The organism is Mesorhizobium huakuii (assembly GCF_030160235.1).
In the GTDB taxonomy this organism is placed as follows: domain Bacteria; phylum Pseudomonadota; class Alphaproteobacteria; order Rhizobiales; family Rhizobiaceae; genus Mesorhizobium; species Mesorhizobium huakuii.
The window spans coordinates 286763-306345 of sequence record NZ_BSNY01000021.1; the positions used below are offsets into that span (position 1 = coordinate 286763).

Here is a 19583-nt window from a genome sequence, read left to right on the forward strand (position 1 = left end):
AGGCTCGGGAGGCCGCCGGATGACGCTTTGGAAACCTTTAGGCGTGGCGGCAATAGCCGCCTTGTCCTTTGTCGCGGTCAAGGCAGTGCCCTGGGCGCTCGGCTTTGCTGGCGGTAAATATCTCTACCAGACAGTGGCGGGCTCGCCCGATCCGCAGACGCTGACCACGGCTCAGGTGAGCGAACAGATTGAGAGCCAGGGGAACCAGATCTTCAAGGCAATCAAGCAGGAGTTTCCTGACGACTATGATGCCGTCGTGGAAAAGATCACGGCCGTGGCGAGGATTGGAAATGTCGATCAGGTGCGAAACACGAGCAGGATGGCGGTCGCCGATCTCAGGCAACGATACGCATCCCTGCTGTCCTCGGCTCCGGACAGCAAGGCCGCCGAAGCCCTGCGCGCGCAATTGGACATGCTCAACCATGTCATGGCGCGGGAAACCGCTGCCGCCTGCAACAACTACCTGCGCCATGGGCCGGGCGCGCTCAGCACACCTGACCAACCAGGACTTCCTGGGCGACATGGACAAGATCGGCGCCACCCTGTTCCACGCCTTCGGCGCGGCGAAAAGAGGCGGCCTGCCGGCCGCTTCAGCCAGCGATGAGGACTGGTCGCGGCTGGCCGACGCTTTCATCAAGGCCGGCGGCGCTTCCGTCGAGATGAATGCCATTGCCAATGTCAGCCTGGAATTCGAAGGTCTCTGCCCGGCAGTCGCGAAACTTTATACATCCGCCCTGTCGTTGCAGGGTGAGCCAGGGCGGCACATCAAAACCACTTTGCTCTATGAGATCGCCCGGAATTAGCGGATCCGCGCGTTGATGAGGATCTGTCACACCTGGCGAGCCCCTTTGCTCGCCAGGCATTTCCTTTGGTTCGCCAGGCAGATTGACCACCTAGCCCAGCGTTGAATTGCTGAAATACCCCGCAAAATCAGGGCGCTGTGTCATAACCTTGCCATCGACGTCGCGCAAAATGCCCGCGCTGAAGAGATAGTTGCCAATCGCGTCCATCTTGGCCGGATCCATCATGCCGATGGCGCCGTTTTCCGCGCGCAGATAGTGCCCGTCGATGAGCGCCTTCAGCGACGCCTCGATCAATGCCGGATTGGTCAACGCATCCTTGTTGGCGGCGATCAGCAGCGCGGCGGCTTCCCCGGGATGATCGACGGTGAACTGATAGCCGCGCCGCGTTGCCTGGATAAAGGCCGACGCCAGCGTCGGGTTTGCCTTGAGATAGGCTTCGCTCGAGGAGATCAGCGTCGTATGCTCATCGGGCACGCCGTAGTCGGCATAGACGAAGCTGCGCTGCTTGATGCCTTTGAGTTCGGCCTCGACGCCCTCCCAGGTCGAGACCTCGAGCGTGAAATCGACCGAGCCGTTGGCCAGCGCTTCATAGGCGGAGGTGCCGAGCGTCACTGTTTCGAAATTGCCCTTGCCGCCATCATGGCGGATGATGGTCGAGATCAGCGCGTTTTCCCAGGCGCTGCCGAAACCGCCATAGGTCAGGCCGTCAAGATCCCTGGGACTTTTGATCTCGCTGCGCGCCGCATTGAAGACCACGCGGCCGGTTTCCGACTGCACCACGGCGTAGACGGCCTTCAAGTCGGCCCCGGCGGTCTTCTGGGTGAACAGGCTGATGGTGCCGTTGATGCCGAAATCGGCAACGCGGTTGGCGACCAGCGTGCCGGCGCCGGTATCGCTGTAGGGCAGAATGTCGACCTCGAGACCGGCCTCGCGGTAGAACCCCTTGTCGCGGGCGACGAACAGCCCGATGTGGTTGGTGTTGACCGTCCAGTCCAGCGCGACGGTGACTTTTGGCGTCGCCGCGTAGGAGCGGCTCGCTCCGGCGATCAGCGGAAGACCGCTGGCAAGGGTGAGCAGCAAGGCCTGCCGGCGTGTCACATCAGTCATGGTCATGTCCTTTGGATGGTTGAGGGTTGAGCAAGATGTCGAGGATCTCGGCCTCGACTGCGCCGGCCTGCTGCGCGGCGCTCGGATCGCGCGGACGCGGCAACGGCACCCTGATTTCACGCAGCACACGGGCCGGGCGCGCCGACAGCACATAGATGCGGTCGGACAGGAACACGGCCTCGCGCACATCGTGCGTGATCAGCAGCGCCGTCCAGCGATGGTGCCGCCACATCTGCTCGAGCCAACGCTGCATGGCCGCGCGAGTCAGTGCGTCGAGCGCGCCGAACGGCTCGTCGAGCAAAAGCATGTCGCGCTCCTGCACCACCGTGCGCAGCAATGCCGCCCGCTGGCGCATGCCGCCCGAAAGCTGTGCCGGAAAATGCCGCTCGAAGCCGGCAAGGCCGAACTCGGCAAACAGCGGCGCGACACGGGCCCGCGCCGCCTTGCGTTTGACGCCTTGTACTTCGAGCCCGAGCGTCGTGTTGTCGAGGATGCGCCGCCACGGCATCAGCGCGTCTCGCTGCGGCATGAAGGCGAAGTGCCGGCCATGGTCGTCAAGCGGCATGCCGTCGAACAACATCTCGCCTTCGCCATGCTCGGCACCCGTCAGAAGCTGGAACAGCGTCGACTTGCCGGCGCCCGAAGGCCCAAGGATCGAGACGAATTCGCCGGCACCGACGCTGAGCGAAATGTCGCCGAGCACGTCGAGCCCGCCAAAGGCCTTGCGCACATGCCGCAATTCGAGCCGGCTCATCGCCCCTGCCCTGCCGGCTGACGGCCGATCCGTTCCCAGGGCATGGCGAGGCGCTGCAAGAGCGCCGTCAGCCCGAACAGGATCAGCGTGAGCGCGGCACTGACGCCGACCGCGGCCAGCACCAGATCGGGGCGGAAATTGTTCTTGGCGTTGAGCATGTAGATGCCCAACCCCTTCGCCGCACCGGCATATTCGGCGAAGATGGCGCCGACCACGGCATAGGTGATGGAGATCCGCAGGCCGGCGAAGAAATAGAGCAGTGCCGAAGGCAGCCGCGCCAGCATGAAGATGCGCCAGCGCCCTGCCCCCATGGCGCGCAGCATCTGGCCGATCTCGACCTCGGTCGCCTCGTAGCCCTGCACCAGGGCCACCAGCATCGGGAAGAAGGTGACCAGCGCCACCAGCATGACCTTCGGCATCAAACCGAAGCCGAACCACAGCACCACCAGCGGCGCGATGGCCACCAGCGGCAAGGTCTGGCTGACGATGAAGACAGGAAACAGCGCGCGTCGCAGCGGCTGGAAGAAGTCGACCAGCATAGACAGCGCGAAAGCAGCACCAAGCGAGCAGGCAAAGCCGATCAGTGTGGCGCGGATGGTGGGAATGGCGTTGTCGATCAGCGCCTCGCGATTGAGCATCGCCTGTTCGAAGACGCGTGACGGCGCCGGCAGGATCGTCGGCTTGATGCCGGAATAATTTGCGTAGAGTTCCCAGGCCACGAGCAGCAACCCGACCGACATCACGGCCGGTGCCGCCTTGGCGAAGAGGCCCGCGAACTGCCGCGGGCGGCTGGGTGACGATGAGACCACGAGAGGACAACCTTGACGGCCGCGCGAAAGGAAACGCGTTCTGTTCAGACAGCTGTGGGGCTGTTGGCGGAAACCGTGACGTCAAGGGTTACGTGGCCGGCGCCCGGCCCGAAGCGGCAGAAGGCTTCGTTCAGCGCCGAAAAGATCGCGCCGGTATCGCCGCGAAGTTTGGTGCAGAAATTCTTGGAGCGATCGTAGACGCCGGACTGTTTCAGGAAATCGATGCAGCCATAGATTTCGTCCATGTGATCGCCGGTGCCCATCACATAGAGCGAGAATTGCGCCGCCGCCGGCTGGCCGGTGGCGGCAGCATTGCGCACCGCGGTGATGGCGGCGTCCTTGCGCGGGCCGAGCGGCCCGACAGGCCCGCCAAACGCGTCGGAGCGGCAGATCGGATCGTCCGGCTCGCCAGGACAGCCGCGCGAAATGGCGGCCGACAGCACGCAATGCTTACCGCACTGCGCCGCCGCCACGAACAGGTCGCGCAGCGCCGGGAACAACACTTCGGGCGGACCGACCAGCAAGGTCGAGATGTCGTCGGTCTCGATACGGAGCCGGTCCCGGTAGGGGTCGAGCGCGCCGAGCGCGCCCAGGATGACGCCGACGAAATCGTCGGCCATGGGATATAGGGAAATCTGTGCGCCTGAAAACATCGCCCGCCTCGCTCCGCTGGTATTACCCAGATCAGCTTCTAGGGTCTGTGGGCTTGCCGCCCCCGTCTCAGCCCCGACCGTACGGAGCACCCCTGTGGATGGGCGCGTTAAAGCACCATTCGAGCGGAAGGGAAAGCCGTTTTTTCAGCGTACTGGGCCAAAAGCATTGCACCAGATGCGGCCGTTGCGTGGGCGCCGGGCGGTGCCGTGCTGTCTGAATTTTGTGGGAACCTTCGCCAGGCCGAGAGGTTGTCCACCAGTCGCAAGGCGACGAGTTCACAGAAATGGAGACAGGACCATGTTCATGAAAATCCTCGCAGCTTCTGCATTCACCGTTGCTCTTGCCACATCCGCGATGGCGCAAAGCAATACCTCAAACGGCATGGGTGGGTCCGGCGGCAGCGGCCAGTCAGTGACCGTAGAACCGGGCACGCCGGCTTCGCCGAATACGGTCGATCCGGCGGCAACCAACAGCACGACCACCGCGCCGGGCGATATGAACTCCAATGCGGACAAGAATTGCCCGACCAACCCGCAGGGCGCACAGACCGATGCCAACGGCAACGCGACGGCACCCACCGTGAACGATAAAAACTGCGGCCAGTAGTTTTTCGGTCGCAGCCAGGAAAGTCGCGGAGCGCAAGGTCCGCGGCCTTCCGCGTTTCGAGTGTCGAGGTGGTGGACTGTCAAGGAACTATCGTGTCGGCCCGTTCTGCGGCTCGTAGAACAGCTTTATCTCATGGCGCGACTTTCCGACTTGCGACGGCGTCAACATGGCGTACCATTTCGAGAGCCGCTTGAGCAGACGGCCATAGGTGAGATGCTGGACCCTGCCATCGGCAAGATCGAACTCCACGATCCCCCATCGCGTGAATGGCGCCTGGCCTGTCGGCGGGCCTAGCCGCCTGATCTGCAATCCCAGCCTGACCTTGCGGCCGGCCACATCCAGATAAATGCCCGGGAGAGTGCCCAGCACATGCCATAGGCGGGCAACATGCTCGATCGACATGGCCGGGGAAATCATCGTGTGAGCCGCATCGAGCCGCGCCCAGACGAAATCACCGACTGGCTGCCGCATTCCCGAAAGGCTGCCTTTGCAGTAGGCGGGCGCCACCTCGCTCACCAGCATGCGCATCGCGGTCGCGACGCTGTCGATCAGCGTCCGCAGCGACACCCAGTCTGCTTCGGAAAACGACACCTGCCCGAGAATGTCGCCATCATCGAAACTGTCGGACATCCTGTGCAGCGTCACACCGCCGTGAACGGCATGCTGGCCGTCCACGGCCAGGCGATGGAGAGGGTGTGGGCCACGGTAGTTGGGCAATAGCGCCGGGTGAAGATTGAGACCGCCCTTGGGAAAGCTGCCGAGCACGTCGTGTGGTATCAGCGCCGGAAACGCAAAGCAGATCAACACATCGGCTTTGAACTCCGACAACTGGCCGCCGAGTGTGCCCCAATCATAGGGCCGGCCAAATTCGACTAGCCTTACCGCCGTGTTGCCTATATAGCGTTTGAGCAGAAATCCGCGTTTCAGTCTTCGGCGTAGATTGCCGGTGCTGAAGTGTTTTGGGGGTTGGCGGTACCCCGGCACAACGATCGCATCAATGCGATGGCCTGCCTCGAGCCACCCTGCCAGAAGCGGCCCGGTGTAATGTGTGATGTCGAGCACGAATACGGCAGAAAGCCGGCCTGACCCGGCCTGCGGGCTCAAAGGCGCCAGCCGTTCGAGGCGCGTCTCAAGCCGATCCCCATCCGGGCAGGTTCAAGAGGCCACCAAGACTCACCGGATTTGCAAAGTCGCCCCGTCGTTCAGGGAGCCTTGACGAGTGAAGACGGCACCGTGGCGGTGACATCGGAAAGCCGTCCGCCTTTCACCAGAAGTGGCTTCTCATAGATTTTCTTCATGCGTGTCTCCTGAAGCAAATCAGCAGGCACAGTTGGCCAGCAACGCCACCAACTGTCAATCGCCGATGGCGGCTGACAGTTGGCATTCGCGCGGCCACGGGAACTATGCCGCCTTGCTCCCCGAAAACGAGCCGCAACCTTATGAAACGGCCTTCTCGCGCACCGGCAGCTTCCAGCCCGGCCTGACGAAATGGCAGGTATAGCCGTTTGGATATTTCTCCAGGTAATCCTGGTGCTCGGGCTCGGCTTCCCAGAAGGGACCCGCCGGCGCGACTTCCGTGACGACCTTGCCGGGCCACAGGCCGGAAGCATCGACATCGGCGATGGTGTCTTCGGCGACCCGCTTCTGCTCGTCGCTTGTGTAGTAGATCGCCGAACGGTAGCTCATGCCGACATCGTTGCCCTGGCGGTTGCGCGTCGTCGGATCGTGGATCTGGAAAAAGCGCTCCAGCAGCGTGCGATAGCTGATCACCGCCGGATCGAAATTGATCTCGATGGCTTCGGCATGGGTGCCGTGGTTGCGATAGGTGGCGTTGGCTACATCGCCGCCACTATAGCCGACACGCGTGGAGATGACGCCGGGATAGCGCCGTATCAGATCCTGCATGCCCCAGAAACAGCCACCGGCAAGCACTGCGCGTTCGATCGAAGTCGCCATGTCACGTCTCCTCAAAAGGCAATTCCAGCTGATGCAGCGGTTCCCCGCCCGGAATTGCGCAGACAAAATTGGATTTCCCAATAGATGGGCATTGTCGTCCGCTTCGTCCAGTCGCGTGGAAACAGCGCGGCTACGGGCGAACCGTATCACAACGCGCTCGGGGATCGCACCCTTTCAGTTGCCCGGATGCAGGGTCTGGCTGTCGGCGGCAAGCGGCGGATACAGCGTGCCGGGCGGAATGGCGGCAAAGCTGATTGCCACCGGCGGCGCCGTGCGCGACCAATTGAAAAGAACGGTCTTGACCGGCAGGTTGCCCAGCCATGTCCGCAACTGCGGCGGCACGTCATGCCCTGGCCAAACCATCAGCATGCCGTGGTCGCGCAAGCGTTGCCTAGTGATCCATGGCGCGAACCGGGTATCGAGGTCGGTGAAGATCGACGGCTTGTCATAGGCATTGAGGCCCGCCAGCATGGCCAATTGGGTATCGCCGCCGACAATGTCGAGCCGGCCGGGCGCCGCCGCGTGCCAGACCGCCTCGGCCTCGTCCGCGATCGGCAGCGCCGGCCAGCAGACGGCGTCCAGGCGCCCCCGGACATTGCAGCCCGTCCAGCGGAGCGCCGCGTAGGCGCCTGACATGGTGAGGATGCAGAGGAACGCGCAGATCGCCAGCCTTCGCATCTCGATGGCGCCGAGCCGGTGGCCGAGGACGGCGAGCGCCGTGACGCCGACAAGATTGTACATCGGCGCCCCCCAGGACTCGCCGGTGCCGGTGAACAACGAGGCCACCATGATCAGCGTCGCCGGGCCGAGCCCCATCCACACGAGATAGACCAGAATTCCGCGCTCGACGGGCACTTCGGGGGCGGGCGAGCGCCGCAACAGCCCGGATATCATCAGCACCAGAAGAAAGCCGGAGAGCCCGGCCATCTGGACCCCGATATAGTAGAGGCGCGCCCGGTGTTCGGTCACCCATTGGTCGCGGGCGGCGAAATAGGTCAGCGGCAGGAAATCGATGCGGTAGAGCGCGACGGCGAGCGGCGCGGCAACGGCGAGAAAAACGGCAAGGCCGAGCCATGGCCAGGGCGTCGCCAGCCGGCTGCGCGCGCGGGCGTCGCACAACAGCCAGAGCGCGCCGAAGGCAAGCAGCAGGCCGGTGGAGAACTTGGCATAGAGCCCGACGCCCGACACCAGTCCGAGCGCCAGCCACCAGCCCGGCCCGCCGCCACGGCCAGCGCGCCAGAGCAGCCAGCAGATGGCGGCCCAGAACGGCATCTGCGCGTAGTCATGATTGAATTGCGGGGTCGGCCAGCCGAAGAAATAGACCGACGGCATCAAAAGCACGGCGGCCAGCGCACGGCTTTGCCCGAGCATGTCGCGGGCCAGCAGATAGACCAGGATGAAGGTCGATGAGATCGTCAGCTGGGCAAGCATATATTGCGGCCAGCGGAACGATCCGGTCAGAAGATGGCTGGTTTCGAGCAGCCAGCCTGGAAGCTGCGGGTGCTTGTAGGTCAACAGCACCCATTCGCGGCCCCACATGAAGCCTTCCACCACATCGCCGGGCGGGGCGGGATCGATCAATGCCGGCACCACCGTCCAGCACAGGATCTGCACCAGGCACAAAAACCCCAGCAAATACCAGGGATGGCGCAGCAGGCCGGGCCATACCGATGACGGTTCGAGGCCGGCGGCGGTCAGCCCCGCCGGCGCCCAACCATCCATGGAGTCATCTATTCCGACCATGCGGCGCTTAAACCACATCGTCCGGTTTGCCGAACAGCCCCAACGTCAAAGCTTACGAAAAAGTATACTTGCAGGCCATTGCAAGACCAAGATTGGGCAGGAATTTCGGCGCTCCGTTGCCCTTCCCCGGCAGAACAGCCGCCCATTTGATCCTGTCTGAACATCCCGGATATTCGATGCGTCACCAGCATGCCGTCATCCACCATCGCGCGCTCGACTTCTGGCTGGCACGTGCGGCTGTTCTCGTCATCATCTGTTTGCAGCTCCTGGTGATCAACGATCTTTCGTTCGGCCCGCGCTGGCTGGCGCCGGCGCTGGAGGCCGCGCTGCTCGTGCCCCTGTCTGTCGCCACCGCCTGGACACAGGTCGCCAGCCAGAAAGCGATCGAAGAGGAGCACTGGTATCTGGTCGGCAGGTTTCGCGTCGTCATCCGCAGGACGGCGCTGGTGATGACCGGCGTCGTCAGTGTCATGAATTGCGGTTCGCTGGTGTTCCTGGTGCGCGCCTTGCTGGCAGGCCATGCCGGCTCCAGCGGCCAGACGCTGCTGATCGACGCGCTCAACATCTGGGTCACCAACGTCATTGTCTTTGCCTTGTGGTTCTGGAGCACGGACCGCGGCGGGCCGCCGACCTGCGGCCTCGTCAACCGCGCCCATTCCGACTTCCTGTTCCCGCAAATGACGCTGAACGACCGCGAGATCCGCGACTGGCTGCCGGGGTTCGTCGACTATTTCTTCCTCGCCTTCACCAATGCGACGGCGTTTTCGCCGACCGACACCTTGCCGCTGTCACAGCGCGCCAAGCTTCTGATGATGGCCGAGTCGATGATATCGCTGCTGACGATCGCACTGGTCGCCGCCCGCGCCGTCAACATTCTCGCCTAGGTCCAGAAACGCAAAATAGCCCGCCCGGCGGACCGGTGCGGGCTATTGGATGGTCTGCGATGGTCTCGAAGCCGGAGCGGGCGGACGGTCCCCTCAATCCGCGCCGAGGTCGCGTTCGAAGACCACCTGGTCTCGCAGCGGAATGCCGTTCACAAGCAAACCTTCGGGATAACCGGTCGATGGCCCGAATGCATCCTGCACGATGCGATACATCCGAAAGCCCTGTCTCTGGTAAAATCGCAGATTGCCGATATCGGCCGCCGCGGTCGACACGATCAGGCGCCGGCCATAGCGCTCGCGGCAGCGGGTGATGGCCGCCGCGACAAGGGCACGCCCCAGCCCCTCGCTCTGTCTTGCCGGACGAACCGCCAGGCTCTTGAGCTCGAAGACACCGCCCTCGCCTGTCTCGATGATCTGCACGTGGCCGATGATCCTGTTGCCCTCCCGCGCGACCAGCACCTCGCCCGCATCGATATAGCTGGAAACCTGCGTGGGGGAATCGTCGGCAAGGGCAAACAGCGGCAGCAATATTTCGCGGTCCCCGTCATATCGCTCAATCTGCATCCGTAACCCCGGGCTGGATCAACGCCGCCGCGAGTTCGGCAAGCTTGTACCGCGATATAGCAGTGGCCGGTCAGGGGCCACAAACGCAAAAAGCCCGCCGCGGCGCGAGCCGAGGCGGGCAACGGCTCGATCGAGCCGTCAGGAGTGAACTCTTGGACGCAGGGCAAGACCGGAGCTATTCCTAAACTTCCACACGGTCACCTCGAACAAAAATATCCGAAATCCACATCGCAGACACGCCGATCAGGAAGGCGGCGGCGAGTGTCCGAGGGGGCAATTGAAGTGCCTTCACCTCGATCGAACGTCGGTTGCTCCTCGCCTGGATGCCATCGTGGTCAGGAATGCATGTGAAGAATACCGGCGGTCGGTCGCCCCCCTCCGCGTGCAATCTGTCATCCAAACCAGCCAAACGTGACGCTAACCAGCAAGACCGCGATCAGGATCGAGAGCGGCACCGCCATGAACAGCCCAGCTTCCAAAAATCGGGTTTCCTTGTCACTGAACATTAGGCCTGCCTCATTAAGCTTCACTCAGATAGAAGCTGCGAAACCTGTTTCAGTTCCGAATGCCGGCGACCGGAGATCCACGAGCGATTTGGCTTAACGTGGTTGCCTGGAGAGCGAAATCAGTTCGGTTTCCCCAATGATGCCGGCCATCCATTTTGCAATGAAACCGGAGGCCCGCGCATCATTCGATTGGTGCTCCATACCGCCCCAACCAAGGCGCGGGGCCAGCCGGAGCCAGCGCGCCTTGCCCTTCCTTCGTTCGCATGTTTCGCTGACATGAGCAGGGGTGCATACATTTTCGCCAGTCGGCGCTGCCATCCTCAAGGCCCTGCCGGTCAGGCCCAGTGGCCTTCCGCTGCCAGTCCCCACTAGCAACCAAGCCGCTGGGCCGCAGGTGGCGTGATTTGCGCCAAATATGTGGAAGGCGCTGAACAGAAGGTGTTGCTCGATGCTCCGGACAGACAATGGCGCGGCACTGAGGCTTTCAGATTTTGTCGATCCTAACGATGCAGTAATTGCCGCAATCGAGCTCTATGGGCCGGAAGCGCAGACCGCAGCGGCCTACTGTGCCATGGAAGCACACTTCGCCGGGCGACCGGCCGATTTCCGCCTCTGGTGCGAAGTCTTTCGCGTCTTCAAAACCAGATTCCATTGAGATGCACATATATCGGAACCTAAGGCCGCCACGGCCATCGACGCGTTCGCGTCACGTAGCCTGCCGGGAAGATCACGAAGCAACCATCAGCAACATAGAAGCCCGCTTGTGCGGCCTTTCAGTCTTCCGTCGCCGGCCTGAACTTCCGCACGATCACCTCGAACAGAATATCCGAAAAGGCGTCCAGATGGTTGATGGCGACATCGAAATCTTTGGGCAAGACGGACAGCACGATCTTCAGATACTGGTCGGGCTTGTCGGCCCGCACCTCGGCGATGACGCCGGCGCCGTGCGCGCGGAAATCGGCGCGCACGGCGGCCAAAAAATCGTCGCCCAGCGTCTTCTTCGTCCGCTTCGGCCGAGGCTTCGGCGCGACCGCCGCGCGGGCGGGCTTGCGCCTTGCCGGCCTCGCCTTGCCGCGCGTTGGCCTTGCGGCGGCTTCGTCAGCCATCGGCTCGATCCACGGCACCGCCGGCGGAAGCGGCCAGGCCAGCCTTCGGCGCCGATCTGGCCGGCTTCTTCGAGCGGGATTTCCTTTTCGCCACCTTGGCCCTCTTCGCGCGCTTCGGCCTGGCGGTCGCGGCAGGTTTTGCGGCACCGGCACGTCTTGCCACGCTGGCCTGCGCCCTGAGCCGCGCCAACACGAGACCCATGGCGTGGCCGCCGATGCCGGCTTGCGAAAAACCAAAGCCACCACCCGCATCCCGCACCATGCCGATCAGCGCGCCGGATGCAACCGGCTCGATACGGCCCAGACGCGGGCGTGGCGGCGCGCCTTCGAACACGCCGATGGCGCTGACGATTTCGCGGCCGTCATCGTCGGTGATGATCGTGGCGTAGCGTTGGGTCATTGGATTTCTCGATGAGGTCGCGCTCTACGGCGCGCCCCGCCTTCAAATCGGCAGCCGCAGCGCTGCCACTGAAAGGAGGCGCCCAAAACACAAAACCCGCCTCGGCGGCGGGTCGTTGGCGCAAATCAGCACCATGGACAAATATGTAGCATGGCTGCCCTCACATGGTCAAGGAAAAAATTCCTAGATCATAAAACCTCCCAAGCCTCCTCGATCAGGCTCTGTGCCGCCGTCGAAACCCGGATCGGCTAGCCGGCTTTTCATCAGCCGGCAGCTGTGGGACCATCAGAAGAAGCTCATGGAATGATTCGCGTCGTACGGCCTTGTAGGAGAGGACGATGGACAGGCCAGCCATGGCATCCGTCTTCAGGATGCGGCATGCTCCAGCCACGGTTTCCGGTGTGCGCAGCACCGGTCAGGGCCAGGCTGATCCGGTCATCCGCGTGAACTCGCTCGGCGACGCGATCAGCTTCGTCGCCAACGCATTTCCCAACTACGACATCAGCGCCGTCGCCATCACCTGCGGCGATCCGTCGATCCCGCGCCTCGGCAGCCTGGAGGTCAAGGCGGTGTGGCGCGAATATGGCGAGCGCCTGGTTCGGGAATAGGCCGGCAGCACGGGCCAGCCCCTGCCCGGCACCCCGGTTGAAACCGGCTCGACGCCTGGCTTCGGATCGGAAACGCCGCTGGCGCGTTTCCCCTTTGGTCAATGAGGGAGCAATCACCATGAACGTCGCCAATCTGCAACTCGAAGGCCTGCTGATGGCCGTCGCCTCGATCAACCACGTCCTGGTTCGCAAGGGGGTGCTGACAACGCAGGAGATCGACATCGCGCTGCGCAAGGCCGAGGCCAGCGAAACCGGCGAGGAGCGATCCAATGGCATGTCGGCGTCGAGCCGCGACGCCGTGAATTTCCCGATCCGGCTGCTGGAGCTCGCCAACCAGTGCCAGCCGGAGGCCGACATGCCATCCTTCTCGAAACTGGCCCGCATGGTCGGCCAGATGAAGGAACCTTACAACGATCAGCTGTGAGGCCCGGGCAGTTCACCGTTTCACGCAAACGGCGAACCTCCAATTTTTGTTGCTCGCCTCAAGCCTTGCCCGGCCAGCCCAGGTTCAGCGCCAGCGTCCGTCCCGGCCCGTGGACGGCGGCGAAGAGCAGACCGGCCATGAAGGAAAAATGGTCGATGAAGAAGCCAAACTCGGCCTGGTTGCCGGCCCAGTGGCTGGGACCGTGGAAGGCAAAGGCCAGAAACAGCACATAGGCCGCCGCGACCAAGGCCGCCTGGGTGAAGAAGGCGCCGCTCAGGAAACACAGTACCAGGGCCACCTCCAGGATTGCCGCGCACCAAGCCAGAAACAACGGAAAGGGAAAGCCGGCGGCGGCGATGAAGCCTGCGGTGGCGCCCATTCCCATGAACTTGAAGGTCACCGCCATCAGGAAGACGGCGGCGAAGACCAGGCGGGCGACGAGAAGGGCCGCGGTCTGCCACGGCGATTGAACGATGTCCGGCATATTGTCTCTCCAGGGTTGGAATGGATATCGACCCAAGGACGAGCGATGCGGCGCGGTTCCGACACCGGCCCGAAATTTTTTGTCCGCAAGCGGTGCCGCGACGGACGTCGGTGCCGGTCCGGCGCTCATGGGCGGGACGCCCCCGCCGGGCCGGAAACCTTGCCGCGGCCTGTCCCGAAAGCTACCCTCGGCAGGGGCGCTTGATCAGCTTGTGAGGAGAGCCATCTTATGGCGACGGTCCGGTATCTCGTCAGCGATGTCGAGTTGGCGATAGAATTCTACACCAGGCATCTGGGGTTCGCGCTGCGGCAGCAGTTCGGTCCGGCGATGGCCATCCTGAAGCGCGACGACCTGACGTTCTGGCTCGCCGGCCCGATGGCGTCGGCGGCGAGACCGATGCCGGATGGCCGCACGCCGCAGCCGGGCGGCTGGAACCGCATCGTCATCGAAGTGCAGGACCTGCCGGCGCTCGCCGCCCGCATGCGCGAGGCCGGCGTGCCGTTCCGCAACGAGATCGTCGACGGCCCCGGCGGCCGCCAGATCCTTTGCGAAGACCCGTCCGGCAATGTGGTCGAGCTTTTCGAACCGAGGGCATGATCCCTCCCGAAGCCCGTTCGGGATCATCATCTGGTTCTTCGTTGCCTGGCCTGGACCTCAGTTCGCCACCGGCGCCGGCGTGCTGAGTTCGAGGAACGGCACCGTCGAGCCGGGGATCATCGACTTCGGCAACTGCCCGTCCCACTTCTCGGCCTTGGTCAGTTCGACCAGCAGCGGATTGTTGGCGAGGGCGGCGGCGCGCGCCTTGATCGCTTCGGCCGTCGCCTCGCCTTCGATCCTGGTCTTGTAGGCGCTGGCCTCGGCTTCCGCCTTGACGCTGTCGGCACGGCCCTTGGCCTGGGTGACCGCGATATCGGCCTTGATCCTTTCCTGCTGCAGGTTCTGTTCCTGCTTCTGCACCTCCACCTGCGCCGTCATCCGCGCCTCGACCGCCTGCTCATAGGCGTCGGAAAAGTCGATGTTCTCGACCTGGACGCTGTCGATCATCACCGGGCCGTCGGTCACCGACGAGATGGCGTCGGCGACATCCTTGTTGAACTTGGCGCGGTTCTGGATCACCGACACGGCGTCGTACTGGCCGAACACCGTCTTGATCTCCTGCGGTGCCTTGCGGGCGATGACCCGGTCGGCCAGCGCTTCGATCGACCCGTAATTGGTGTAGACGTTGGAGACCTCCGCCTCCGGCACGTGGAAATTGACGGTGACGCGCATGTCGGCCGGCTGCTGGTCACGCGAATAGGCCTGCATGGCCGGCAGATTGCCGCAATCGCTCTGGTTCTCGCAGCCCCATTTCAACACCTGCTGGCGCAGGCTGATCTTCTCGACCCGCTGCAGCCAGGGCAGTTTGAAATGCAGGCCGGGATCGACGACCGAACTCAATGCGCCATTGGTCAACAGCACGCCGCGGTCGCCCTGGTCGATCGTGTACCAGGACCCCATGACGGCACCGACCAGCGCCAGCACCATGGCCAGCGCGACGATGCCGCTGCCGATCGAGCGCGAACCGACGGCACCGTGCTGTTGGGCACGGTTCGAATTCCCTTGCATATCAGTCATTGCCAACCCCCGTTGTCATTGCCCGATCCCAGGCGGAATCTTGGCGGCAAGATTGCTGAGATGTGGAGTGTCGCGGCCTTCCGCGCCAGTGAAATCGGATTATTTCGGTCTGCCGGCTGATGTTATGATGGACGTCAAAACGGGGGAATCGACCATGACCAAGGCCTTGACCATCGCCGCGCCGCAGCATCCGGCGATGAGTGCCGCCTATGAACGGGACTGCCGGGAGATGCTCGTCCCCCATCTCGACGCGCTGCTCCACAAGGTCGAGGCCGCCGGCTGGGATCGCGGCCAGGCCGCGTCGGCGCTCATGTATCTCGCCGCCAGGCAGCTGAAGGCGGACTGAGGCCCAAGGCGCCCGGCGCCGGCGTTCACCAACAATTAATGATCCTGAAACTTGTCCGTAACCCGCAACGTGGTATCGTTAGACGGGGCTAATGCACACCGGTGCATCTATTTGGGTGGGTTTGGTTTTGGGCGCGAGCGTGAGGTTTGGGACGAAGTCCTATCTGGTCCGGTCACCGGTCCTTGAGTGTAACGGCTGTGGCGGCACAGGGCAGGTTTTCGAATGCCCGCGCTGGACAAGCTCCAACGGGCTTTGTTGCCCCGCCGGCACCCACCGGCGCGGCTGTCCCGGTGCCAGCGCGCCTTGCGCCGAATGTGGCGAGGCCGATCCCCATGTCGTTGGCCCGCCCTCTGCATCGGCTTGACAGCCTGCGATCCGCGTCGGGCTTCCGTCGTCCGCCGGCCATGGAACCAGCAAGCGCCGGTCGCTGTTATGTCTGACCGCGACATCCTATATACCGATGTCCGCGTGATCATGCGGCTGACAGGAAGCGAGGCCCGACATGCCAGACGACAAATCGAAGATCAAACAGGACCGCAAGCTGGTTTCGAGCGAGGAGACCTATGAGGTCGCCGCCTTCGCGCGCAAATACGGCATCCCGCAGAGCGAAGCCCAGACCATCATCAAGCGCTATGGCCCGTCGCGCAAGAAGCTCGACAACCACATGGCCGCGCGCGGATAGACGGGGCTGCCGCAAGCCGCAACCATTTCGCCGGCATTGCGTTGAAGCATGTTGCGGGCCGCATCGGCCGGGTTGGTAGTACCCAGCCCGGTGGCGGTACGATGAACGGGATGTCTTGTCCCGGTTCCTGGCCAACAAAATGGCCGGCGATCATCTGTTCCGCCCGGCCCCCGGCGTGCCAGACTGACGAAAGCCAGACCGAGGGAGGGCCGCGATCATGTCCGACACCACACGCAGAACCGGCAGCTGCCTGTGCGGCGGCGTGCATTTCGTCGTCACCGGCCAGCCGATGCGTATCGGCCTTTGCCACTGCAAGGACTGCCGCAAGGCCAGCGGCTCGGCCTATTCGGCCTTTGCGATATGGCCACGCGACGCCTTCGAGACATCGGGCGAAGTCGCCTCTTACGGCACGCGCAGCTTCTGCCCGACCTGCGGCAGCCGCGTCGCCTGGGTTGGCGACGATGAAGTCGAGGTGATGCTCGGCAGCCTCGACGTCGCGCCGACCGACCTGGAGCCGCAGTACGAATTGTGGATCAGCCGCCGCGAGACCTGGCTGCATGCCTTGCCCGGCACCGAACAGTTCGAGCATGACCGGCCCCTTGAGCGGCCAATGCCGGAAGACGCAGCTCCGCCGCCGGCGCGACCTCTGTCGGACGCCGTCGTGCACGATTGAAAATTGATCTTTCGGGCCTGGAACCCTGCTTTGTCGGCGACGTTATCCGGCGCCTGTCGCGAGTGCGGTTGTTCACAACCGGTCAGTGCCGGGCGGCATGCCACGGAGACTTCAGTTGAACGACAAGATTTTTCCCCGACCGATCCGCCTGAAATTCGCCCCCGAACGCGAGCGCGTCGTGCGCAGCGCCTGGGAGGGCCTGGAATGCCTCGGCGACTGGCCGGCCGGCCGAGGCCGGCGATACCAGGCGGCACTGCGCTGCTGCCGCGATGCGCTGGACGGCTGGACGCCGCCGGAAAAGGCGATGCGGGCGATGATCGACGCCGCGCGCGAAGCCCGCATCCTCCAGTAACGGAAAACAGAGGCGGGAAAAACAATGGCCGATGTGATGCTATCGACACCGGTGCGGATCAAGCCGCATGGCTCGGACACGATCCGAGAGGTGGCGACCCTTAAGGACGCCAGTGAAATCCTGATCGACTGGCCGCATGCCAGCCGCGGTCCCTTCTACCAGGCCGCGCGCGAAAAGATCGAGGCGGCGCTGGAAGACAAGGACGGCACGGCACAGGCGCAGGAAGCCTTTACGGCGCTGTGCGATCACGCCGGCGTGCTGGTTCGCTAACCGAACAAAAAAAGCAGGCGATGTGCATCGCCTGCCTTTTGCGGATGCAGCCCCCTATTTTTGCGCTGGCAGATCGCCATCCACGATCGGATGAGAGGTCTCGAACCCAAAACTCTTCGGCGCCATCAGAATCAAGACGATAACGATGGCGATAGTGGCAATAAACGTGGCTGTGCTGGCAATATCTCTCAAGGCCCGTCCTTTCAAATTGTATTCCTGAAAGAAACGTTTCTCGGGATACGAGGTTCCGTCTTGCGGAAACAACGCCGACAATCCGGCCTCTACTTGGCGGGCGGCTGAGCCGGCACTTCGCCCGGCTTGATGACCGGTGTCTTGCCTTCGTCGGGCGCCGGCGTGGCCATGCCTTGGTCGCCAGTGGCTGGCGGCTTCAGCACCCCGCCGCAATCATTGAGCTTTTCGCTCAGATCGCCGCCACCTGGCTGCTGCTTGCCCTGATCGGGCTGGACGAGGCATTTGTCGCCCTGCGGATTCGGATTGTTGGTGCCCTGCTGCTGATCCGTCTGTGCGGCCGCGGGTGCGGCCAGGGCCAGCATCAGCGACGCGATGGCCAGAGGTTTCATCCGGGCCTCCTTTTGCTTTAACGGCCGCCCCCGGCAGCCTCTCATCGCAGGGACAACGCCCAACTGCCCGAAAGGTTGGCGAACAAAGCTGGGCGCCCTGGCGCGACCATCCGCAACCAAATCCAGCCTCCGGCCGTTGCCGGGGCAAGGAGGCACCAGCATGTTCCGCGACTTTCAGACGATGGAGATCGATACCGGCGGTGCCGGCATATTCATCCGCCGAGCGGGCGAAGGGCCAGCGCTGCTGCTCCTGCATGGTTTTCCGCAGAGCCATCTGATGTGGCGCGACGTGGCGCCTGAATTGGCCAAGCGGTTTACCGTCATATGCGCCGACCTGCGCGGCTATGGAACCAGTTCATGCCCGTCGTCGGACAGCGCTCACGCCCCTTATGCCAAACGGGCCATGGCCGCCGACATGACGGCCTTGATGGCCAAACTCGGCTTCGGCAGCTTCATGGTCGCCGGCCATGATCGCGGCGGGCGTGTCGCGTACCGCATGGCGCTTGATCATCCCGGCCGCGTTGAAAAGCTTGCGGTGCTGGACATCGTCGCAACGGCCGACGCGTGGGATCGGGCCGACGCCAGACTGGCACAGGGTTACTGGCCCTGGTCGCTGCTGGCGCAGCCCGAGCCCTTGCCGGAGTTGATGCTGCGGGGATCCGCCGAGGCGGTCGTCGACAACGCGCTCGGCGGCTGGGGATCGTCGCCGTCGGTGTTTCCTCCCGACGTGCGCCAGGCTTACATCGATGCCTTGCGCGATCCCGCCCATATCCATGCCATCTGCGAGGAATACCGCGCGGCGGCGACGCTGGACCGTGAGCACGACCGTGCCGACAGGGCCGCCGGCCGGCGCATCCGCTGCCCGGTGCTGGCGCTGTGGAGCGGGCAAGGCGCGCTTGCCGATTGGTACGCGGGCGAAGGCGGGCCGCTGGCTCTTTGGCGGGGCTGGGCCGATGATATCCGCGGCCGGGCCATGCCAGGCGGCCATTTCTTCCCCGAGGAGGCGCCGGCACAAACCGCGCGTGAATTGGCGGATTTCTTCGGCCAACCGGCCCGGGTCTAGTGGCCGACCCTGCCCGCGCCGCCGCTCGAGGGAGGAGACGCCGAATGGCGTTCGCCCTTTATTCCCTGCGGGCGGGGTCCGAGCCGATATACAAGCCCCGCGACGATCAGCACGATCAGCGTGGCAAGGCCGGCCACTTGCCAGAGGCCAAGGCCGCAAGCGACGCCGATCGCACCGGCGAGCCACATGCCGGCGCCTGTCGTCAGCCCGTGCACTTCTCCGCGCGAAAACAGGATCGACCCGGCGGCAAGGAATGCGACGCCTGCCGTCACCGCCTCGACCACGCGGATCGGATCGACCTTGACGGACTCCTGCGCGAACATCGGCGCATGGACAATCTCGATGGTCAGGATACCGAAGGTGGCGGCGGCCACGCAGACCAGTATATGCGTGCGCAGCCCGGCGGGACGGTTGCGCCATTCACGCTCAAAGCCGATCGCCGCGCCATACAGTGTCGCCAGCAGCAAACGCGCGGCGATGACCGGGAACGAGGTGTAGGTCGGATGGCCAAATTCCTCGACGAGTTGTTCCATGATTTCCCTCTGAAGACCCTGCCGGCCACAACGTGAGCGACGGAGGGCGGTTCCGTCCGCC

General features: G+C 63.8%; 29 protein-coding genes and 1 riboswitch. Of the genes, 13 read left to right on the forward strand and 16 right to left on the reverse strand.

Features of this window, described 5'->3' with window-relative positions; all coding sequences use genetic code 11:
* Positions 1-37: 37 nt before the first annotated feature.
* The gene (locus QQK95_RS11555) at positions 38-472 is read right to left on the reverse strand and encodes a hypothetical protein (protein ID WP_284272350.1); all 435 of its coding nucleotides are present in this window, start codon (positions 470-472) and stop codon (positions 38-40) included.
* Positions 473-521: 49 nt separating this feature from the next.
* Between QQK95_RS11555 and QQK95_RS11560 the strand changes: the two genes are divergently transcribed.
* Positions 522-803: a hypothetical protein gene (locus QQK95_RS11560; RefSeq protein WP_284272351.1), complete on the forward strand. Its 282-nt coding sequence runs from the start codon at positions 522-524 to the stop codon at positions 801-803.
* A gap of 90 nt (positions 804-893) precedes the next feature.
* Here the strand turns inward: QQK95_RS11560 and QQK95_RS11565 are convergent, their stop codons facing one another.
* The 4 genes from QQK95_RS11565 to QQK95_RS11580 form a co-directional block, all read right to left on the reverse strand.
* A complete protein-coding gene (locus QQK95_RS11565) occupies positions 894-1910 on the reverse strand; it encodes an ABC transporter substrate-binding protein (protein WP_284272352.1) in 1017 nt (338 codons plus the stop codon).
* Positions 1903-2664 carry an ABC transporter ATP-binding protein gene (locus QQK95_RS11570; RefSeq protein WP_284272353.1) on the reverse strand — a complete coding sequence of 254 codons (762 nt, stop codon included), beginning with the start codon at positions 2662-2664 and terminating at the stop codon, positions 1903-1905. Before QQK95_RS11570 ends, QQK95_RS11565 begins: the two co-directional genes overlap by 8 nt.
* Positions 2661-3473 carry an ABC transporter permease gene (locus QQK95_RS11575; protein ID WP_284272354.1) on the reverse strand — a complete coding sequence of 271 codons (813 nt, stop codon included), beginning with the start codon at positions 3471-3473 and terminating at the stop codon, positions 2661-2663. Before QQK95_RS11575 ends, QQK95_RS11570 begins: the two co-directional genes overlap by 4 nt.
* 44 nt (positions 3474-3517) lie before the next feature.
* A complete protein-coding gene (locus QQK95_RS11580) occupies positions 3518-4126 on the reverse strand; it encodes a YkoF family thiamine/hydroxymethylpyrimidine-binding protein (RefSeq protein WP_284272355.1) in 609 nt (202 codons plus the stop codon).
* Positions 4117-4230: riboswitch (TPP riboswitch) on the reverse strand. It overlaps the preceding gene by 10 nt.
* Positions 4231-4424: 194 nt before the next feature.
* Between QQK95_RS11580 and QQK95_RS11585 the strand changes: the two genes are divergently transcribed.
* The gene (locus QQK95_RS11585; RefSeq protein WP_284272356.1) at positions 4425-4733 is read left to right on the forward strand and encodes a hypothetical protein; all 309 of its coding nucleotides are present in this window, start codon (positions 4425-4427) and stop codon (positions 4731-4733) included.
* Between the two features lie 87 nt (positions 4734-4820).
* Here QQK95_RS11585 and QQK95_RS11590 read toward each other — a convergent pair whose 3' ends face one another.
* The 3 genes from QQK95_RS11590 to QQK95_RS11600 form a co-directional block, all read right to left on the reverse strand.
* Entirely contained in the window at positions 4821-5837 is a 1017-nt protein-coding gene (locus tag QQK95_RS11590) for a formyltransferase family protein (RefSeq protein ID WP_284272357.1), read from the reverse strand.
* 333 nt (positions 5838-6170) lie between these two features.
* Positions 6171-6689: a peptide-methionine (S)-S-oxide reductase MsrA gene (gene msrA, locus QQK95_RS11595; RefSeq protein ID WP_284272358.1), complete on the reverse strand. Its 519-nt coding sequence runs from the start codon at positions 6687-6689 to the stop codon at positions 6171-6173.
* Between the two features lie 174 nt (positions 6690-6863).
* Positions 6864-8411: a glycosyltransferase family 39 protein gene (locus QQK95_RS11600; RefSeq protein WP_284272359.1), complete on the reverse strand. Its 1548-nt coding sequence runs from the start codon at positions 8409-8411 to the stop codon at positions 6864-6866.
* A gap of 197 nt (positions 8412-8608) precedes the next feature.
* Between QQK95_RS11600 and QQK95_RS11605 the strand changes: the two genes are divergently transcribed.
* A complete protein-coding gene (locus tag QQK95_RS11605; protein WP_284272360.1) occupies positions 8609-9316 on the forward strand; it encodes a hypothetical protein in 708 nt (235 codons plus the stop codon).
* Positions 9317-9409: 93 nt separating this feature from the next.
* On the opposite strand, the gene QQK95_RS11610 is transcribed toward QQK95_RS11605, so the two are convergent.
* Positions 9410-9880, reverse strand: coding sequence for a GNAT family N-acetyltransferase (locus QQK95_RS11610; protein ID WP_284272361.1), 471 nt, complete (start codon positions 9878-9880; stop codon positions 9410-9412).
* A 954-nt stretch (positions 9881-10834) separates the two neighbouring features.
* Here QQK95_RS11610 and QQK95_RS11615 point away from each other — a divergent pair.
* The gene (locus QQK95_RS11615; RefSeq protein ID WP_284272362.1) at positions 10835-11041 is read left to right on the forward strand and encodes a hypothetical protein; all 207 of its coding nucleotides are present in this window, start codon (positions 10835-10837) and stop codon (positions 11039-11041) included.
* A 118-nt stretch (positions 11042-11159) separates the two neighbouring features.
* Here QQK95_RS11615 and QQK95_RS11620 read toward each other — a convergent pair whose 3' ends face one another.
* A complete protein-coding gene (locus QQK95_RS11620; RefSeq protein WP_284272363.1) occupies positions 11160-11492 on the reverse strand; it encodes a hypothetical protein in 333 nt (110 codons plus the stop codon).
* Positions 11485-11892 carry a hypothetical protein gene (locus tag QQK95_RS11625; protein WP_284272364.1) on the reverse strand — a complete coding sequence of 136 codons (408 nt, stop codon included), beginning with the start codon at positions 11890-11892 and terminating at the stop codon, positions 11485-11487. The genes QQK95_RS11620 and QQK95_RS11625 overlap by 8 nt, the downstream gene beginning before the upstream one ends.
* A 338-nt stretch (positions 11893-12230) precedes the next feature.
* Between QQK95_RS11625 and QQK95_RS11630 the strand changes: the two genes are divergently transcribed.
* Positions 12231-12500 carry a hypothetical protein gene (locus QQK95_RS11630; protein ID WP_284272365.1) on the forward strand — a complete coding sequence of 90 codons (270 nt, stop codon included), beginning with the start codon at positions 12231-12233 and terminating at the stop codon, positions 12498-12500.
* 118 nt (positions 12501-12618) lie between these two features.
* Positions 12619-12924 carry a hypothetical protein gene (locus QQK95_RS11635; protein WP_284272366.1) on the forward strand — a complete coding sequence of 102 codons (306 nt, stop codon included), beginning with the start codon at positions 12619-12621 and terminating at the stop codon, positions 12922-12924.
* Between the two features lie 58 nt (positions 12925-12982).
* Here QQK95_RS11635 and QQK95_RS11640 read toward each other — a convergent pair whose 3' ends face one another.
* Entirely contained in the window at positions 12983-13408 is a 426-nt protein-coding gene (locus QQK95_RS11640; protein WP_284272367.1) for a DoxX family protein, read from the reverse strand.
* A gap of 228 nt (positions 13409-13636) precedes the next feature.
* Here QQK95_RS11640 and QQK95_RS11645 point away from each other — a divergent pair, with 228 nt between their 5' ends.
* The gene (locus QQK95_RS11645; protein WP_284272368.1) at positions 13637-14005 is read left to right on the forward strand and encodes a VOC family protein; all 369 of its coding nucleotides are present in this window, start codon (positions 13637-13639) and stop codon (positions 14003-14005) included.
* Positions 14006-14062: 57 nt separating this feature from the next.
* Here QQK95_RS11645 and QQK95_RS11650 read toward each other — a convergent pair whose 3' ends face one another.
* Positions 14063-15022: a prohibitin family protein gene (locus tag QQK95_RS11650; protein WP_284272369.1), complete on the reverse strand. Its 960-nt coding sequence runs from the start codon at positions 15020-15022 to the stop codon at positions 14063-14065.
* Positions 15023-15176: 154 nt separating this feature from the next.
* Here QQK95_RS11650 and QQK95_RS11655 point away from each other — a divergent pair, with 154 nt between their 5' ends.
* The 5 genes from QQK95_RS11655 (at position 15177) to QQK95_RS11675 (ending at position 17345) form a co-directional block, all read left to right on the forward strand.
* Positions 15177-15368 carry a hypothetical protein gene (locus QQK95_RS11655; protein ID WP_284272371.1) on the forward strand — a complete coding sequence of 64 codons (192 nt, stop codon included), beginning with the start codon at positions 15177-15179 and terminating at the stop codon, positions 15366-15368.
* 502 nt (positions 15369-15870) lie between these two features.
* Positions 15871-16050, forward strand: coding sequence for a DUF3606 domain-containing protein (locus QQK95_RS11660; protein WP_027052489.1), 180 nt, complete (start codon positions 15871-15873; stop codon positions 16048-16050).
* 217 nt (positions 16051-16267) lie between these two features.
* On the forward strand, positions 16268-16723 hold the full coding sequence (locus QQK95_RS11665) for a GFA family protein (protein WP_284272377.1): 456 nt from the start codon (positions 16268-16270) through the stop codon (positions 16721-16723).
* A 115-nt stretch (positions 16724-16838) separates the two neighbouring features.
* Positions 16839-17075: a DUF982 domain-containing protein gene (locus QQK95_RS11670; protein ID WP_142886695.1), complete on the forward strand. Its 237-nt coding sequence runs from the start codon at positions 16839-16841 to the stop codon at positions 17073-17075.
* A 24-nt stretch (positions 17076-17099) separates the two neighbouring features.
* The gene (locus QQK95_RS11675; protein ID WP_284272382.1) at positions 17100-17345 is read left to right on the forward strand and encodes a DUF982 domain-containing protein; all 246 of its coding nucleotides are present in this window, start codon (positions 17100-17102) and stop codon (positions 17343-17345) included.
* A gap of 54 nt (positions 17346-17399) precedes the next feature.
* Here QQK95_RS11675 and QQK95_RS11680 read toward each other — a convergent pair whose 3' ends face one another.
* The gene (locus tag QQK95_RS11680) at positions 17400-17618 is read right to left on the reverse strand and encodes a hypothetical protein (RefSeq protein WP_284272384.1); all 219 of its coding nucleotides are present in this window, start codon (positions 17616-17618) and stop codon (positions 17400-17402) included.
* An 8-nt stretch (positions 17619-17626) separates the two neighbouring features.
* Positions 17627-17926 carry a hypothetical protein gene (locus QQK95_RS11685; protein WP_284272386.1) on the reverse strand — a complete coding sequence of 100 codons (300 nt, stop codon included), beginning with the start codon at positions 17924-17926 and terminating at the stop codon, positions 17627-17629.
* A 160-nt stretch (positions 17927-18086) separates the two neighbouring features.
* Here QQK95_RS11685 and QQK95_RS11690 point away from each other — a divergent pair, with 160 nt between their 5' ends.
* The gene (locus QQK95_RS11690) at positions 18087-18989 is read left to right on the forward strand and encodes an alpha/beta fold hydrolase (protein WP_284272388.1); all 903 of its coding nucleotides are present in this window, start codon (positions 18087-18089) and stop codon (positions 18987-18989) included.
* Here the strand turns inward: QQK95_RS11690 and QQK95_RS11695 are convergent.
* Complete coding sequence (locus QQK95_RS11695) at positions 18986-19522, reverse strand: MgtC/SapB family protein (protein ID WP_284272390.1); 537 nt, start codon at positions 19520-19522, stop codon at positions 18986-18988. The two genes, QQK95_RS11690 and QQK95_RS11695, sit on opposite strands and share 4 nt — an antisense overlap.
* Positions 19523-19583 lie beyond the last annotated feature (61 nt).